This is a genomic window from Corynebacterium glaucum (genome assembly GCF_002287505.1).
In the GTDB taxonomy this organism is placed as follows: domain Bacteria; phylum Actinomycetota; class Actinomycetes; order Mycobacteriales; family Mycobacteriaceae; genus Corynebacterium; species Corynebacterium glaucum.
The window spans coordinates 2,003,169-2,019,837 of the sequence record NZ_CP019688.1; the positions used below are offsets into that span (position 1 = coordinate 2,003,169).

A 16,669-nucleotide genomic window follows, 5' to 3' on the forward strand; every position below is an offset into this window, starting at 1 on the left:
TGGCCATTGTAGTAGCCGTGCAGGCTAGCTCAGCGCGTCGGCCACCTTGGCTTCTTCGCGCAGCGCCTCGATGTTGGCATCGATGCGCGGGCGCTGGAAATCGTTGATCTCCAGATCCTCAACCACTTGCCATTTGCCGCCCACACCGATCACCGGGAAACCGAACACCAAGCCTTCGTCGACGCCGTATTCGCCTGTTGACGGCAGCGCGACCGTGGTCCAGCGACCATCTGTCCCCTGCACCCAATCACGAATGTGATCCACGGCGGCGGAAGCAGCAGAGGCTGCCGAAGACTTGCCGCGCACCTCGATGATCTCCGCGCCGCGTTTGGCAACCCGCGGGATGAACTCCTCGGTGTACCAGTTCTGGTCAATCTGATCGCTCACGTTCTCGCCGCGCAGCTGGGCATACGTCAGATCTGGGAACTGAGTGTCGGAGTGGTTGCCCCACACCACGACACGGGAGAACTCCTCGGGCGCGGCATCCAGCTTCTGGCTGAGCATGGACAGCGAGCGGTTGTGGTCGAGGCGCATCAGGGCGTTGAACTGCTCCGCGGGCACGTCGCCGGCGGCCTTCGACGCGATGTAGGCGTTGGTGTTCGCGGGGTTGCCCACTACCAATACGCGAACGTCCTGGGCCGCCCCGTCGTTAAGCGCTTTGCCCTGCTCGATGAAAATGCGGCCGTTGGCTTCGAGCATGTCGGAGCGCGATTCCCCCTTGCCGCGCGGCTTCGCTCCGACAAGGAATGCGGCGTTTGTGCCCTCGAAACCCGCGCGCTGGTTGTCAGTGACGTTCACGCCTTTTAGCAGCGGCATTGCGGAATCGGCGAGCTCCATCGCGGTGCCCTCGGCTGCCTGCATCGCATCCGGAATCTCCAACAGGGTCAGCTCCACCGGTTGATCCGGCCCGAAAACGTCACCCGCGGCGACGCGCCACAGCAACGAATACGCGATGTTGCCGGCGGCGCCGGTGACAGTCACCTTCACAGGTGTTTTCGCGGAACTGGACGTGGCAAAGGCAGTCATGGCTCCTCCTCATCTGTGTTCGCATGAACTGTAAGTCCCAGCGTACTCGCGCAATACTCCCCCCGTTTTGGCGCGGTTGAGTACCCCCAAATGCGAAAAATCTTCATCTTTTTGCTGAGGACGCCTCACGCACCCGTTCACTGGGGCACGATTGTTGGCGGTACCAAGGGAAAGGAGTTTCGCGTGACGCACAGCCCCGCTGACGCTGCCCACCTCCCGACCTCCGAATCCGCAAACGGTGAACTCGAACTTGCTGTGGACGCCGCTATCGTCAGGTTCGCCCGCGACGGGTTCGAACAGACCAAGCTGGAAACCATCGCCGCCGAATCTGGCATGTCCAAGCGCATGATCCACTACCACTTCGGCGACAAGAAGGGCCTCTACGAACGCGCGGTGAAGCGGGCGGTGGCGCGCATCGCTCCGCCACACGAGGTACTGGATCGCTCCTACGCCGTCCCCGTCGAAGGGATGCGGCGGTTTGTGGACTCCATCTTCCACGTGTTCCTCGAAAGCCCGGATTGCATCCGGCTCATTTTGCGCGAAAACCTCGACCCGATCCTGGACGTTGAGGAACTCACCACCGGCGACCGCAGCAACGACATCACGTTGCACGTTGAACGCTTGCTCCTGCTCGGCCAGGATGCAGGCGCGTTTCGCCCAGGTATCTGCGCAGAAGATGTCTTGGCGCTGGTTGTGGGGTTGTGCGACCTGCGCATTACCCACGCTTCAACCAGCTACGCCATGAGTCGCATCGACTTTGCCAGCCAGCGCAACACCGAGGGCATGCGCCGCATGGTCATCGACGCCGTGCTTGCGTTTTTGACCTCGAACATCCCGCACTCGGGCTATGACTCGTACCTCGCGTCTAACCCGGAGCGCGACACCGCAAACTCGGCTGCGGCGAAGACGTACGAGGTCACCCGCAGCGAGATCTACTAGGCGGCTACGCCGACGCTTTCTCGTCTTTCGCCAAAAACTCCGGCTCTGCCTCGCCGCGCACCACGGCGTCCGTGATCACGACCTCGGAGATGTCCTCGCGATCCGGCAGCTCGTACATCACCGGCACGAGCAGCTCCTCCATGATGGCGCGCAGGCCGCGGGCGCCGGTCTTGCGCTCGGCAGCCTTGTCGGCAATCTCCCCAAGCGCCTCTTCTGTGATCGTGAGCTCCGCGCCGTCCATGTTGAACAAGCGCTGGTATTGCTTCACCAGCGAGTTCTTCGGCTCCGTCAGCACACGCACCAGCGACTCCCGGTCCAGGTTGTCCACGTGCGCGATGATGGGCAGACGCCCGATGAACTCCGGGATCAAACCGAACTTCACCAGGTCACCCGGCTGCACCTGAGCGAGCAGGTTCGCTTCGTCGCGCTCGGTCTTGGAATCGATCTCCGCACCGAAGCCGATGCCCTTCTTGCCCACGCGCTCCGCGATCACCTTGTCCAAGCCCGCGAACGCGCCGGCGACGATGAACAAAATGTTGGTGGTATCTAACTGGATGAACTCTTGGTTCGGGTGCTTGCGCCCACCCTGCGGCGGCACCGAAGCCACCGTGCCTTCAAGAATCTTCAGCAGCGCTTGCTGTACGCCCTCGCCGGAGACATCCCGGGTAATCGAGGGGTTCTCGCTCTTGCGAGAGATCTTGTCCACCTCGTCGACGTAGATAATGCCGGTCTGCGCGCGGTTGACATCGAAGTCCGCTGCCTGCAGCAGCTTGAGCAGGATGTTCTCCACATCCTCGCCTACGTAGCCGGCCTCGGTCAGGCTGGTCGCGTCCGCGATCGCGAACGGCACGTTGAGCATACGCGCGAGCGTCTGCGCGAGGTAGGTCTTGCCAGAACCGGTGGGGCCGAGCAGGAGGATGTTGGATTTGGCGATCTCCACTTCCTCGTCGCGCCGCCGGCTGCCCAGCACGGTCTGCTCAGCACGGACGCGCTTGTAGTGGTTGTACACGGCTACAGCCAAGGTTCGCTTCGCCGTGTCTTGACCAATCACGTACTCGTCCAGAAACGCGGTGATCTCGGATGGGCGGGGCAGCCGCTCGCTGTCCCCGTTGGAGGCCTGGTTGGCGCCGGCGAGCTCCTCCTCAATGATCTCGTTGCACAGCTCAATGCACTCGTCGCAGATGTAAACGCCGCCCCCGGCAATCAGCTTACGAACCTGCTTTTGCGTTTTACCGCAGAACGAGCACTTCAGTAGTTCAGAGCTGTCATGCGTTACTGCCATGTACCTTCAAAAACTCCCGCCATATCGGTCGCCGTGTTGGCGATGGTCTTCTCAGCATACTTACCCAGTCAAACGTCACCGTAGCGCACCACACCGCAACCGGGGACAATGGTGAGCAAGAACCCACCGACGCGAAGGAGCCACGATGACAAACCTTGACGTGAACATTTTCGGCAACCAGGAAGCGGATCGCACAGTGGTGCTCCTCAGTTCCATCGCCACTACCCACCAGGCTTGGTCCAAAGTCATCCCTGCACTCGAGGATGAGTTCCAGGTGGTCACGGTGGATCACCGCGGGCACGGCAAGTCCGAAACCCCCAAGGTTGCGCAGGGCTCGGCCACGGTGCAAGTGCTTTGCGACGACATCTTGACCGCCCTCGACACCATCAACGTCGACCGCTTCACCGTGGTCGGTCTGTCGTTAGGTGGAGCGCTGGCGCAGTACCTGACCGCAAACAGCGGCCGGGTAGACAAAGCCGTCTTCTGCTGCACCGCTACCTATCTCGGCGGCGAGGAGAAGTGGTCCGAGCGCACCGGCATTGCCCGCGAAAAAGGCATGGATGCCTTGGCGGACGGATTTGTGGAGAACTGGTTCACTGAATCATTCCGCGAGGAGCACCCGGATGAGGTGCGTCGCATCCGGGACATGGCGGCCGCGGTGGATGCCGAAGGCTACGCGCAGAATGGCGACGCATTGGCTAAGTGGGATTTCGCTTCCGAGTTAAGCAAAATCACTTGCCCGGTACTCACAATCGCTGGTGCGCAAGACCCTGGCACTCCTCCGGAGGAGCTTGAGAAGATCGCCGACGGCGTCGCGGGGCCAGTGGAATCGGTGGTGATCAACCCTGGGTCGCACCAAGTCGCAGTGGAGAATCCCGAGAAATTCAACAAAGCGCTGACTCAGTTTCTCCTGGATTGATGGGCTAGCCTAGACCACGTGAAAAGCTTCCTCCGCCTCCCCGCCGTAGTCGCTGCCGTCTCACTAGGACTGGTAGCTGCGGGGTGTGCCGACGAGGAGGCCCGCTTGGTTGAACCGGAACTCGACTTCCCCTACACCAGCGCAGACGGCACTTCGCCCGCACCAGTGACGTTTGATTTCGGCTTCGGAAACGATGGCGAAGACGGCGAAGACGACGCCGAGGAGGGCGAGGACGAAGACGACAATGAGGACAGCGATGCAGACGACTCGGATGATTCCGATGACTCTGGTGACGCAGACGACTCCGGCGACTCCGACGACTCCGACGACAAGGACGAGCCGGCACCCGCACCGCGACGCAACGTCCGGCCCGCTCCCGCACCCGCCCCGAGCCTCCCAGGAGCCGCATGTGCTTGGCCAGCCCAGGCCGAAGCGAAAGAGGGCGAAGAATTCAGCACCTTCTGCAACCGCGAGTGGGCTCGCACCGTCACCTCCGACGGCCAGCAGTACTTCTGGGAGGCCCGCGGTTCAGGCTGGGTGAGCATCGACCCGGTCTCCGAGCACAACGGCGGAGTCTGCTGGAGCAAGAACGACTTTGAGAAGGCCCCCGAGGCTATCCGCAACGCGGTCGTCTTTTGCGACTCCTAAGAATTGGCACAATGGATGCATGTCGCACCCACACCCACACCCACACCCACACCTCACTGTCAACACGCTCGGCAACCAAGATGAAGCTGAGACGGTCGTGCTGCTCAGCTCCATCGCTTCTACCCACGAGGCCTGGTCCAAGGTCATCCCCGCACTCGAAAACACCTACCGAGTGGTCACTGTGGACCACCGGGGCCACGGCGCATCCCAAACCCCCGACGCCGAACCCGGCACCACCACGATCCAACTGCTCTGCGAAGATACGCTTCGCGCCCTCGACTCCGTTGGCGTTCGGTACTTCGCCGTCGTCGGTGTCTCCCTTGGCGGCGCGCTCGCACAGTGGCTCGCCGCGAACAGCGGCCGGGTGACCAGGGCCGTCTTCGCCTGCACCGCCCCGTTCCTCGGCGGTGAGGAGTGGTACAACGATGCACGTACCGTACGCGAACAGGGCATGGAAGCGATTGCCGACGACTTCGTAGCCGGTGTCTTCACCGAGCAGTTCCGCGAGCACAACGCTGAGGAGTACCAGCGCATGCGAGACACCGTCGCCGGAGTGGATGCCGAGGGCTACGCACAGAATTGCGATGCTCTAGCCACGTGGGACTTCACCGACCAGCTGGACAAGATCACCTGCCCGTCGCTCGTGATCGCCGCCGCTGAAGACGGCTTCACTCCTCCTGCCGAGGTAGAAAAGATTGCCCAGGGGGTCGGCGGACCAGTGGAGTTCGTTGTGATCGACCGGGCCTCCCACCAGGTGGCGGTGGAGAATCCGGATGCGTTCAACGAGGCGCTGCTCTCGTTCCTTCAGAAATAGAACCTGAGGTCAACGGAACGCGGTAGGGTTCGGCGCATGAACATGGTGACGAAACGAGTTCTCGCGGTACTGACCTGCGTTGGTTTGGCTGGCTGTAGCGGCTCCCAGGAGGATTCGGTCGAACCGTCGATGACGCCAAAGGATGCGCCGGCCTCCTCCGATACCTCCGATACGCCTACCGCGTCCGAGACACCCGAGGAGACGACGGAAACCGAACCGTCGTATGAAACCGTCTCGCCCGAGCCGTTCAAGATCCCTGGCAGCGAGAGCCACATCGCCATCCTCACGCCGCTGGCGGGCGTGAACTACTTCTGCCTGTTAAGCGACGCCAACATCTCGTGCGACGCCACAGCACCCGCCGACGTGCCCAACCTCGAGGATATGCCCGGCCGACCGTGGGGACCGTTCACTGGCCGCCCAACCTCAGTGATTTTTGCGCCAGACGGTGAGATCATCTGGGGAATTGTCGAGGGCGTTCCCTTCGAGAACCCGGACACCCCGCTCCAACCGGGTCAGCGGGTGGAATTCAACGGCGCCTGGTGTCAGGTGCCGGATGATGCGAGCATCCAATGCGGATTTGGCAACGATTCCTTCACCGTTGCTGGCCCTCACCGCACGTTCTCGCAGCCATAGTCAAAAACGCAACGAGCGCCCGACCCGTGGAAGTGGGTGGGCGCTCGCGCCGTCGATAAGCGAAAAGCTCTCTATACGTTGAGCTTGCGGTAGTCGAAGACCTGGTCGATGATGCCGTACTCGACAGCCTCGGCCGCGGTGAGGATCTTGTCGCGGTCGGTGTCAATGCGGACCTGCTCCGAGGTGCGGCCGGTGTGCTGCGCCAGGGTGTCCTCCATGAGGCGGCGCATGCGCTCGATCTCTGCAGCCTGGATCTCCAGGTCAGAAACCTGGCCCTGGGTGCCTTCAGTTGCCGGCTGGTGGATGAGCACGCGGGAGTTCGGCAGCGCCGCGCGCTTGCCCGGTGCACCGGCGGCGAGGATCACGGCGGCGGCAGATGCAGCCTGGCCGAGGCAGACGGTCTGGACGTCGGGGCGGACGTACTGCATGGTGTCGTAGATAGCCATGAGCGCGGTGAACGAGCCGCCCGGCGAGTTGATGTACATGGTGATGTCGCGGTCCGGATCCTGGGACTCGAGCACCAGCAGCTGCGCCATGATGTCGTTGGCCGAGGTGTCGTCGACCTGGGTACCCAGGAAGACAATGCGCTCCTCGAACAGCTTGCCGTACGGGTCGATCTGCTTCGTGCCGAAGCTGGTCTCTTCCAAGAACTGCGGCAGCACGTAGCGGGAATTGGGCATCTGGAAAGTCATTGGTTGCTCCTTTGCTTCTTGCTCGTGCTGTGCTTACTCGCCGATCGAGTATTCGCCAGCCTGGGCAGCGGTCTCGATGACGTGGTCGACGAGGCCATAGTCGCGGGCCTCCTGGGCGGTGAACCAGCGGTCGCGGTCCGAGTCCTTGGTGATCTGCTCAAAGCTCTGGCCGGTGTGCTCCGCAATGAGCTCTGCCATTTCGCGCTTAGTCTGCGCGAACTGCTCAGCCTGGATCGCAATGTCTGCCGCGGTGCCGCCAACGCCGGCGGACGGCTGGTGCATCATGATGCGGGCGTGTGGCAGCGCGTAACGCTTGCCCTTGGTACCGCCGGAAAGGAGGAACTGGCCCATCGACGCGGCCAGACCCATGCCGTAGGTAGCTACGTCGCACGGGGAGTATTTCATCGTGTCGTAGATGGCCATGCCCGCGGTGACCGAGCCACCCGGGGAGTTGATGTAGAGGTTGATATCGCGAGTCGGATCCTCTGCGGAGAGCAGCAGAATCTGGGCGCAAAGCTTGTTAGCAATCTCGTCGTCGACCTGCTGGCCGAGGAAAATAATGCGCTCGCGCAGCAGACGCTCGTAGACGGAATCTCCCAGATTCATGCCGCTGGCTGGGTTAGTCATGTGCACCGCTCCTTTGCTCAATTGGTGTTTCGTTATGGGTAACGCCACCACCCTACTCGGCCATTCCACACAGGCCGGGAGTGTTCGCTTTTGGCGTACGGGTTGGGTTTGCAGGCGGTTTTTATCCGCCGGGGATAGCGAAAGCCCCGGCAGCTGCACGGGTTGCCGTTGCCGCTGCCGGGGCTTGGTTTGGGACGCTACTTCTCCTCGGAAGCTTCGGTGGAGTCTGCCTCGTCCTCGATGTCGCCGAAGTACTCGTTCGGGTCAACCGTATTGCCCTCATCGTCGGTGACGGAGGTGCGGGCGATGGCGACTGCAAGTGCCTTGCCGCGGCGCACGTCCGAGAACAGGTTCGCAATCTGGCCGGACTGCTGCAGCTCCATCACGAACTGGTTCGGGTCCATGCCGTAGGACTGCGCGGTGAACAGGATGTGGTCGGTGAGCTCCTCCTGGGAGACCTCCGGCTGCTCTTGCTCTGCAACGGCGTCGAGGAACAGCTGGGTGCGCACCGACTCCTCTGCCTGCTCGCGGGACTGCTTGTCAAACTCCTCGCGGGTCGTGCCTTGGGCCTCGAGCAGCTGCGCGAACGCGTTCTCGTCGTGTGCGAGCTGGCCGAGCAGCTGGTGGAGCTGGTTGTGCACCTGTTCGTCCACGATGGACTCTGGCAGTGCAAAGGTCGCCTCGGCGAGGGCGGCCTTGAGTACCTCGTCGCGGATGTCCGCAGCCTGCTGCGCCTTCTTGTTCTCCTCGAGCTGGGTGCGGGTGTTCTCGCGCAGCTCGTCGACGGTGTCGAACTCGGATGCCATCTGAGCGAACTCGTCGTCAAGCTCCGGAAGCTTGCGCTCCTTGGTCTGCTGGACGGTGACCTTGATGGTGGCCTCTTCGCCCTTGTGCTCGCCGTGCTCGATGGTGGTGGTGAACTCGGCGTCCTCGCCGGTCTTCAGGCCGCGCAGTGCGGTGTCCAGACCCTTGATCAGGTCGTCGGAGCCGATCTGGTAGCTCAGGCCCTCGGTGGAAGCCTCGTCGAGCTTCTCGCCGTCGATGGTCGCTTCGATGTCGATCACGGCGAAGTCGTCGGTCTTGAGCTTGCGCTTCGTGTCCTTCAGCTCACCGAAGCGGCCGCGCAGGCTGTCCAGCTCGGCCTCAAGCGCCTCATCGTCAACCTTGAGTGCCGGCACGGTGACGGCAATCTTGGAGAAGTCCGGCACGGTGATCTCCGGGCGCACGTCCACCTCGGCGGTGAACTCGACCACGTCGTTGTCCTCGATCTTGGTGATCTCGATGTCCGGCTGGCCGATCGGGTTGATTTCGTTCTCGTTCAGCGCAGCGTCGTAGCGCGTCGGCAGCATGTCGTTGACTACCTGCTCAAGGATGGGACCGCGGCCGAAGCGGGCGTCGATAAGCTGGCGCGGAGCCTTACCGCGACGGAAACCCGGGATGGTGACCTGCTGCGCGATCGCCTTGTATGCCTGGTCGATCTCCTTGCCCAGCTCGTCGAACGGGACAGAGACGTTCAGCTTGACTCTGGTGTCGCTGAGCTTCTCGACGGATGACTTCACGGATTACTCCTGTACTACTTATCGATGTTTCCTAGTCGGGGCGACAGGATTTGAACCTGCGACCCCCTGCTCCCAAAGCAGGTGCGCTACCAAACTGCGCCACGCCCCGTAAGCTGGGCTGCCCCAACTCACAGCGGCTAATTGTAGCGCCCGCTTAAACCAACTGATACTGGGGGGCGACTTGTCTGATTTCTGGTGGTGGAGAGCGACCTGGAATGATCAGGCGCTGTTTGGATTAGTCGCGGTGGCCGTACGCATAGGGTGAGGTGAAGACGCACGGCTCTCGGCATGCCGTGTATGGCATGGGAAAAATTTAGGCGCTTGTTTTACTGCTGACTCGGATTAATTGGGTCGCGTAACAAAAATGCTGGAACTATGCTGCCTGTGAGCATGACGAGTAAGGTCAGAGCTACCAGACCAGGTGGAAGGTACGGCCACACAAACTTGACTTCAAGGGCCTGAGCGTGCGGCGCGAACGCGCTGTAGAGAATGACATGGAGCCAGGCTCCAAAAACCCCGAGCGCGAGCGGGATCAGCGTAACCAGCATATGAGTAAGCTTCACTTGCAGCTCGCTGTATCCGAACTGTCGAAGCGGGTCTAACTTTCGCCGTAGCGCATCTCGACGAGACGTGCCAAGAGTGGTAATCATTATCACGCACCCAAGCAATAGGTATGCAAACGTCGAGATTAACCCAGTTGTACCCGTGCCATAGGCACCATAGAAAAGATCTCCATCTGCGCGTTCGGCCCACTCAGACGCGTCCATAATCATCAGATCGCGATCTTCAAAAGCGCCAGGACTCGCTGCACCGTCTCGCAGAACCGGGACCCCAAGAACAGGCGTCGCGCCGGACCCCGGCGGCTGGTAAGCCCAGTACAGGGCGAACGAGGTGCCCAATGGTTCCTTCTCCCAAACCGACTTATAATCGGGCGGCATACCACCGAACATGCGCAGAACCGCTTCATTAGTTGTTGCGCTGATATCATAAGAGGCTTGGTGCGAACCTTCCGGCGGAAGAACTAACGAAACGATTCCCGCGCACTTAACTCCAAGATCCGTGCAAACATCTTGGGCTTGGTCGAAAAGAAGCAACGATCCATCCTCGTAAGCGAGGATGGATGCGTCGGTAACGATGCTCTTGAGTCCCACGCGGGAGTTCTCGATTGAAATTTCCGCCTCAGTGAACGCGAGCATGGGGATCATGGTCAAAAAGCTAGTAAGTAACGCAGTCGCCAGGGTCCGAAAAAGAATCATCGATCGAGCGGCAACAGACCACTGGCTCCAACCGCGGAAGCGCACCGTAAACGGCAATACGATCCGGTCCACAAGTGGTGCGAGCAGCAGCGGGCTAAGGCACCCAGCAGCGATAAGTACGGCAACGAACTTGGTGGGGTTCGCGTCAGCAGGGTCCCTCACCACCGTCCAACCGACATACACAGACCAAATGGTCAAAGTCGCTGCAGCGAAGGCACCCACAAGGCCACGCGTCCTAGAACGCGGCCTGAACGTTTGGGTTGTCTGTGTCAAAGCCGATTGGCATCCGAGTAAGGCGCTGATTGTAAAAACCGGTGGTGCTGTGGCGAGCGAGACTAGACCGATCACACCGAAACCTCCGAGCTGATCCGGGAGGTCAAGGTTAATATTCCAAAGCATGATTAGCGTGAACAAATGGAACGCTGCCTGACCTCCCAGCGTCGCGACCACCGCAGCAAAAATCCCCTGTATAAATCCGAATATCAGTGCAACCTGCTTCACGGAACGCCGTGGAACCCCTAGCCGAAACAAATATGAGAACGTCTCGTTGAAGTCTTGGAAAAAACTTTTTTGGCTCAGGTAAATTCCACAACAGATCGGGGGCAATGCAGCAACTGCCGTCACTGTCATCGATAGTCGGACGCCGTCGTCACCTCCAGTCGAGAAAGCAACGGCGTAGTACGACCCGATAACAGCCGCTACTGCGATTGTTGCCGCGCCAAGCATTGCCAACGTCAGGGGCCGAGATATGAACATCTCACGGGTAAGAGTCGAAACCACAGTAGGCGTTGAGGATCGCTTCATAGCAGCTCTATTGTTCGCCAAGAGTGAGACGGTCAGTAACGGCTGCTTCAAGCAGGGGGATGTGTGAACTAAAGATGAGACATGCACCGTTGTCGACCTGTTCAGAGAGCAGATCCCGGACAATCTCACGGTTTGATGTATCCAAGGCGCTTACCGGCTCGTCTGCGAGGATAAGTGCGGGACGTTTAGCCAGACTTTGCGCAATCGTCGCCCGCTGACGTTGGCCACCAGAGACCTCGTGGGGAAAGCTGTCTACCAGCTCCTCAATCTTCAGCACCTCGAATAAGCCACGTATCGTTCTGCTATCAGGACGATTGCCCGCTACGCTCATCGCGAGTTCCGCATTCTGCCCCAGCGTCAAACTTTCCAACAGCACTGGCGTTTGAGTGATGAAACCGACCTCGCGAGCTCGCCACCGCGCACGAGCCCGGTCGGATGCCGAGGCCATCTGCAATTCCCCAACAGCGTAACTGCCGCTTGTGGGACGGAGAATTCCGCCGATAATCTCCAGGAGGGTACTCTTACCCGACCCCGACGGCCCCTCGATCTGCCAAATCTGCCCCGGCCAAAGGGTGAACGAACATTCCGAGATAACCCATGGGTCGTGGCGTGAGAACCGAAATGACAGATCCACCGCTGAGCCAATCGCCTGAGCCACTTCATCACTCCTGGTATGAAAAACCTCGGGCAGCACCTTTTCAACCTGAAAGCGATAAACCAAGAATATCTACAGTTCTCCGTCAATTCACCTTGGCACAGGCAACTGGTCGCGACCCTTTTCCGCATTCGATTAATCTAATGATACGCACCCAATAGAATACTCCGCGATATTCTGCCTAATTTGACGGCAACTTTGCATATTCCCAAGGTTTTTAGCAGCTCTGCACTGGATCGCTCACATAGATACTGGATCGCTCACATAGATCACGCTGACCGATCCGGGGATACACCGGACGAGCTACCAACTATCATCAGGGTGTCTGCCTCGGTTTTAAGTTGGCAAGCCCCTCGTTCTCGCACCTCGTCGTATCCTCGCGGGTGCCTGGCGGGGCTGGGCCTCTCTTAACCCACTTGCGCAAGGACCGAGATTCCTAAGTCCACGATGGTCAGGTTTCGCGATTAGCCACGAGTGCCAGACAATAGCACGGAAACCCTGCCACCAACCGGAGAAAGAGCAAAACCGGCACCCAAGAAAACAAAAACCGGGGTGCCGGTTTGTCTACCATGTCGCGACTCATCTGTCAACTATGTCGCGACTGATGACATGGAGGGAATGACGGGAATCGAACCCGCGTCTTCAGCTTGGAAGGCTGAGGTATTAGCCACTATACGACATTCCCAGTGCGCTAAACGCGCTTGAAATAGTAACGCAGCGGGGCCCAGGCCTCCAAACGCCGCCTTCCATCCGGAACATCGTGGTCCACTTGAGCGTTACGAAGATAGGTACATCACAATCACATCTTTGGAGCACCCATGAGCCTTTTCACCCTCCTTCTCCTGCTTGCTCTTGTCGCCCTCTTCGTTCCGATGATGAACGGCGGGGGTCAAGGTTCCAGGCAACAGTTGCAGCAGCGAGAGCAAATGCAGCTTGACGACGCTTTGGCTGACGCAAAACGTTGGACCGACCGCCTCGGCTCGCAGGTGTTGACAATCTCGGGCAACGACGCAGCGTCAACCCAGGCCATGGCCGATGCGTCCGAGCGTTTTAACGCAGCATCTGCGGGCCTTGCTGATGCCCGCACCGTCAAGCAAGCGATGCTCGCGCGCGAATCCGCGCTTGAGGGCCTGCACTACGTCAACGCCGCCCGCGAGATCATGGGTCTGCCGGCTGGCCCGCAGCTGCCCGAGCTCGAAGGACAGCGTCAGGCTGGCCGCGTAACAGAGACGCGATCGGTGCAGCAGGAGGACGGCACTGTTATCACCGCTTCGCCCGTGGCTACCGCGGAGACCCCGCACTACTACCCCGGCGGTGCGGTGGCGGGACGCCCGGTGCCAGCCGGCTGGTACTCGGCCGCGTGGTGGGCGCCGGCGATGATGACCGGCATGTGGGCCGCAAGCTCGATGATGTTCTACTCCGCCATGTTCGCAGGCATGGTCGGCACCCCGAGCGCGGCTGAGTTCGAGGCCGGCGACTTCGGCGGTGCTGATGCTGCTAGCGATATGGGCGATATGGGTGGTGACATGGGTGATGCCGGCGGCGACATGGGAGATATGGACGGCGGCGACTTTGGCGGCGATTTCGGTGGAGACTTTGGCGGCGGCGGTTTCGACTTCGGGGGCTTCGACTTCTAGCCCAGAAGTGAGGCGCGAATACAACTTTTAGGCCCGCCTACCTGCGTGAGGTAAACTCTCCGGCGTTCATCCCAGCCTCCAGAGACGCCACATAAAGGAGCACCAGTGCGCATAGCAGTGCTGCTGAAAGAGGTCCCTGATACCTACAGCGACCGCGATATGAACTTGGAAACGGGGCTGACCGCCCGCTCCGGCGACGTGGTTGCGGACGAAGTCGGCGAACGCGCCGTCGAGGCGGCGCTGCGCATCAAGGAAGGCGCCGCAGACAGCACCGAAGTCCACGTCCTCACGGTCGGCCCCGCATCGGCGGCAGACTCGGTGCGTCGCGGCATCGCGATGGGCGCGGATGAGGGGTACCTCGTTTCCGACGATGCGCTGATCGGTGCTGATGTCACGCTTACCGCTGAGGTGCTCGCGGCGCTGATTCGGAAGAACGGCTACGACCTAGTCATCGCAGGTGCCGCCTCCTCCGACGGCGCCTCCGGTGTGATGGCGCCACTGATCGGCGAGCTGCTGGACTGGCCCGCGCTTTCCAACCTCACTGAAGTGTCATTCGATGGCTCTCGGGTTGAGGCGGTGCAGGTCAGTGACGGTGCCGTCGTCAAGCTTGAAGCTTCCCTGCCTGCGATTGTGGCTGTGTCTGACGAATTTCCTGACCCCCGATTCCCCAACTTCAAGGGCCTGATGGCGGCGAAGAAGAAGGAACTGGGCGAGGTCACGCTGGCTGAGCTGGGGATCGATCCGGAGGATTACTCGCGTCCGCGCTCGATCATGGTTTCGGTGGAGCGCCGCCCCGCCCGCGAGCGCGGCGAGATTATCGACGCTGGGCCGACCGCGGCGAAGCAACTTGTGGACTTCCTGGAATCGAAGGGGCTGGTGTAACCGATGAGTGCAACCGTTCTTGTCATTTTGGACGCTGGCCATGACGGCCTCGCGCCGACTGCTGCCGAGCTCATCGGCGCAGCGAGTGCGATCGGCACGCCCGCGGTGGTCACTGACTCCCGCGAGCACGCCGAAGAACTCGGCCAGCTCGGTGCCGCGCAGGTGCTTGTCGCACCGTGGCCGAGCGATGCGCAAACACTGCCGCTTGTCGACGCCGCCGAGGCCGCGTTCAACCAGCTCAACCCAGTTGCGGTGGTCTGCGCGCACACGGTCCGCGGTCGCGATGTCGCCGCGCGTCTTGCGGTTCGTTTGCGTCGGGCATTGCTTACCGACGTCACGGGAATCCGCCGCGACACTGAAGGCATTGTCACCGACCACTCCAACTATGGCGGTGCGTTCTCGACCGTGGGTGCCGCAACGCACCTGAGCCCGGTGGTGACGGTGCGTGTCGGCGCGGTGGAAGCGCGCGCGGAGGCGGCCACGCCTGAGGTGATTGACCTTGAGGTTGAGTCGTCCGGCAAGCGTTTCGCCGAGGTAAAAGAGGTCTCTCCGATCGAAAGGGAATCGTCCCGCCCCGAGCTTGCCACTGCGGACAAGGTGGTTGCCGGTGGCGTGTCGCTTGGTGACGAGGACATGTTCGAGGAACTCGTCGGCGGTCTTGCCGACGCGCTCGGCGCCGCGGTCGGCGCTACCCGTTCCGCCGTGGATGAGGGCCAGGTTCCCTACGAGGCGCAGATCGGTCAGACCGGCGTGATGGTCAGCCCGAAGCTCTACATCGGCGTGGGCATTTCCGGCGCGGTCCAGCACTTGGTGGGTATGCAGACCTCCGACGTGATTGTGGCGATCAACTCGGACGAGGACGCGCCGATCTTCGAGATTTCCGACTTCGGCATCATCGGCGACATCTTCGACCTCGTGCCGGAGATCATCACCGAGATCGAGTCCCGCAAGGACGCAAGCGAGGCTGGAAAGTAATGGGGGCGGGAGTGCAAGTACCTGTCCGCCGGGGGCTGCCCCGAGTCCAAGGCGGCGAACCCTGGCCGCCCGTAGAAACGATTGAGTTGCCGGAAGGCACCCTCGACGTGTCCATGGCACCCGCCGAAGCTGCACCTCAAAGCGAGTTGGTCGAGGTGGCGGTCCGGCGTGGCCTGCCGCGAGTGCCCGGCGGCGAGCCTTGGCCGCCAGTGACCAGCGTGATGATCGAGGGCATCCAACCCGAACCCGAATCCGAGCCTGCACCCGAAGCAGCGGCTGCAGGCAAAGCCGCGGCCGGGTCGACCCGCATCACTGCGTCTCCCGAACACCCGCAGCCCGACACGGCATCCCAAACACCAGCGGTCGAGCAGCCAGCAGCGGCCGCGCAACCGGCGAAACGCCCGGCCACTAAACCGGCAGAAGCCGCTACCGGTAAGGGTGCACGCACGTGGGTGTGGCCAATGGTGGCAGCGGCCGTGCTGCTGCTTATCGGCGTGTTGGCTTCGCGGTGGTTCATCAATTCCGCCACCGGCGCGGACTTCATCGCTCGCTACGACGGCACCCAGCCGCTGCCCGAGAGCGCACCGGTGGGGCTTCCCGCGTGGCTTGGGTGGGCGCACTTCTTCAACATGTTCCTCATGGCGCTGATCGTGAAAACCGGTTGGAGTGTGCGCACCGAAACTAAGCCACCGGCCTACTGGGCGCCGAAGAACAACCCCAAGGCGAAGATCTCGCTGACGCTCTGGATGCACCTGGTCCTGGATGTCGCGTGGATCGCGCTCGGAGCTTTGTTCTACATCTTGCTCTTTACCACCGGCCAGTGGATGCGAATTGTACCGACGAGCTGGGAAGTCATCCCCAACGCGGTCTCCGCTGGGATCCAGTACCTCTCCCTCGAGTGGCCTACCGAGGACCCGTGGGTGCACTACAACGCGCTCCAAGAGTTGATGTATTTCGCGGTGGTGTTCCTTGCGGCACCGCTGGCCATCATTTCGGGCCTGCGGATGAGCCCGTGGTGGCCGAAGAAACAGAAGTGGTTCCCGATGTCCGCAGCTCGTGCGATCCACTTCCCGGTCATGGTGTTCTTCATCGTGTTCACCATCATCCACGTGGCACTGGTGGCGCTCACCGGGCTGCGGCTCAACCTCAACGCGATGTTCGCGTCGTCCAACGACGCGTCGAGCTGGACCGGTGTGCTGGTGTTTCTCGGCGCCCTCGCAGCGATTGCAGCCGCGTGGTTCGCTGCCAAGCCGGTGCTGGTCGCACCGGTCGCGGGCAAGTTCGGCTCTGTGAGCCAGCGCTAGAAATTCCGCGTGGCAGA

Annotated in this window: 16 protein-coding genes and 2 tRNA genes; 9 read left to right on the forward strand and 9 right to left on the reverse strand. The window is 61.3% G+C overall.

The genetic code is table 11. The features are described from left to right. Nucleotides 1–24: 24 nt before the first annotated feature. Nucleotides 25–1,026 carry a malate dehydrogenase gene (locus CGLAU_RS09710; protein ID WP_095660529.1) on the reverse strand — a complete coding sequence of 334 codons (1,002 nt, stop codon included), beginning with the start codon at nucleotides 1,024–1,026 and terminating at the stop codon, nucleotides 25–27. A 183-nt stretch (nucleotides 1,027–1,209) separates the two neighbouring features. On the opposite strand from CGLAU_RS09710, the gene CGLAU_RS09715 reads away from it, so the two are divergent. After that, nucleotides 1,210–1,965 (forward strand): TetR/AcrR family transcriptional regulator, encoded by a 756-nt coding sequence (locus tag CGLAU_RS09715; protein ID WP_232507101.1) that lies wholly within the window; start codon nucleotides 1,210–1,212, stop codon nucleotides 1,963–1,965. 4 nt (nucleotides 1,966–1,969) lie between these two features. On the opposite strand, the gene clpX is transcribed toward CGLAU_RS09715, so the two are convergent. Continuing rightward, nucleotides 1,970–3,247, reverse strand: a complete 1,278-nt coding sequence (clpX, locus tag CGLAU_RS09720; RefSeq protein ID WP_095660531.1) for an ATP-dependent Clp protease ATP-binding subunit ClpX — start codon at nucleotides 3,245–3,247, stop codon at nucleotides 1,970–1,972. A 145-nt stretch (nucleotides 3,248–3,392) separates the two neighbouring features. Between clpX and CGLAU_RS09725 the strand changes: the two genes are divergently transcribed. From CGLAU_RS09725 to CGLAU_RS09740, 4 genes are read left to right on the forward strand one after another with little or no spacing between them, the layout of a single operon-like run. Further along, a complete protein-coding gene (locus CGLAU_RS09725; protein ID WP_095660532.1) occupies nucleotides 3,393–4,166 on the forward strand; it encodes an alpha/beta fold hydrolase in 774 nt (257 codons plus the stop codon). Between the two features lie 18 nt (nucleotides 4,167–4,184). Continuing rightward, nucleotides 4,185–4,814: a hypothetical protein gene (locus CGLAU_RS09730; RefSeq protein WP_157731342.1), complete on the forward strand. Its 630-nt coding sequence runs from the start codon at nucleotides 4,185–4,187 to the stop codon at nucleotides 4,812–4,814. A 19-nt stretch (nucleotides 4,815–4,833) separates the two neighbouring features. Further along, the gene (locus CGLAU_RS09735; protein ID WP_095660534.1) at nucleotides 4,834–5,628 is read left to right on the forward strand and encodes an alpha/beta fold hydrolase; all 795 of its coding nucleotides are present in this window, start codon (nucleotides 4,834–4,836) and stop codon (nucleotides 5,626–5,628) included. A 36-nt stretch (nucleotides 5,629–5,664) separates the two neighbouring features. Next, complete coding sequence (locus CGLAU_RS09740; RefSeq protein WP_095660535.1) at nucleotides 5,665–6,261, forward strand: hypothetical protein; 597 nt, start codon at nucleotides 5,665–5,667, stop codon at nucleotides 6,259–6,261. A 71-nt stretch (nucleotides 6,262–6,332) separates the two neighbouring features. Here CGLAU_RS09740 and CGLAU_RS09745 read toward each other — a convergent pair whose 3' ends face one another. The 7 genes from CGLAU_RS09745 to CGLAU_RS09775 form a co-directional block, all read right to left on the reverse strand. After that, nucleotides 6,333–6,953, reverse strand: coding sequence for an ATP-dependent Clp protease proteolytic subunit (locus tag CGLAU_RS09745; RefSeq protein WP_095660536.1), 621 nt, complete (start codon nucleotides 6,951–6,953; stop codon nucleotides 6,333–6,335). Nucleotides 6,954–6,986: 33 nt separating this feature from the next. Beyond that, on the reverse strand, nucleotides 6,987–7,580 hold the full coding sequence (locus CGLAU_RS09750; RefSeq protein ID WP_095660537.1) for an ATP-dependent Clp protease proteolytic subunit: 594 nt from the start codon (nucleotides 7,578–7,580) through the stop codon (nucleotides 6,987–6,989). Between the two features lie 197 nt (nucleotides 7,581–7,777). Beyond that, nucleotides 7,778–9,139 (reverse strand): trigger factor, encoded by a 1,362-nt coding sequence (gene tig / locus CGLAU_RS09755; RefSeq protein ID WP_095660538.1) that lies wholly within the window; start codon nucleotides 9,137–9,139, stop codon nucleotides 7,778–7,780. A gap of 35 nt (nucleotides 9,140–9,174) precedes the next feature. Next, nucleotides 9,175–9,248 (reverse strand) — tRNA-Pro (locus tag CGLAU_RS09760). 217 nt (nucleotides 9,249–9,465) lie between these two features. After that, on the reverse strand, nucleotides 9,466–11,019 hold the full coding sequence (locus CGLAU_RS09765; RefSeq protein WP_157731344.1) for a hypothetical protein: 1,554 nt from the start codon (nucleotides 11,017–11,019) through the stop codon (nucleotides 9,466–9,468). Nucleotides 11,020–11,206: 187 nt separating this feature from the next. After that, the gene (locus CGLAU_RS09770; protein WP_157731346.1) at nucleotides 11,207–11,920 is read right to left on the reverse strand and encodes an ATP-binding cassette domain-containing protein; all 714 of its coding nucleotides are present in this window, start codon (nucleotides 11,918–11,920) and stop codon (nucleotides 11,207–11,209) included. Nucleotides 11,921–12,464: 544 nt separating this feature from the next. Next, nucleotides 12,465–12,539, reverse strand: a tRNA-Gly gene (locus CGLAU_RS09775). Between the two features lie 133 nt (nucleotides 12,540–12,672). On the opposite strand from CGLAU_RS09775, the gene CGLAU_RS09780 reads away from it, so the two are divergent. From CGLAU_RS09780 to CGLAU_RS09795, 4 genes are all read left to right on the forward strand, one after another. Further along, on the forward strand, nucleotides 12,673–13,491 hold the full coding sequence (locus CGLAU_RS09780; protein ID WP_095660541.1) for a hypothetical protein: 819 nt from the start codon (nucleotides 12,673–12,675) through the stop codon (nucleotides 13,489–13,491). A 105-nt stretch (nucleotides 13,492–13,596) separates the two neighbouring features. After that, nucleotides 13,597–14,373, forward strand: coding sequence for an electron transfer flavoprotein subunit beta/FixA family protein (locus CGLAU_RS09785; protein WP_095660542.1), 777 nt, complete (start codon nucleotides 13,597–13,599; stop codon nucleotides 14,371–14,373). Between the two features lie 3 nt (nucleotides 14,374–14,376). Then, on the forward strand, nucleotides 14,377–15,348 hold the full coding sequence (locus CGLAU_RS09790; RefSeq protein WP_095660543.1) for an electron transfer flavoprotein subunit alpha/FixB family protein: 972 nt from the start codon (nucleotides 14,377–14,379) through the stop codon (nucleotides 15,346–15,348). After that, nucleotides 15,348–16,652 carry a cytochrome b/b6 domain-containing protein gene (locus tag CGLAU_RS09795; protein WP_095660544.1) on the forward strand — a complete coding sequence of 435 codons (1,305 nt, stop codon included), beginning with the start codon at nucleotides 15,348–15,350 and terminating at the stop codon, nucleotides 16,650–16,652. The genes CGLAU_RS09790 and CGLAU_RS09795 overlap by 1 nt, the downstream gene beginning before the upstream one ends. Nucleotides 16,653–16,669: the final 17 nt, after the last annotated feature.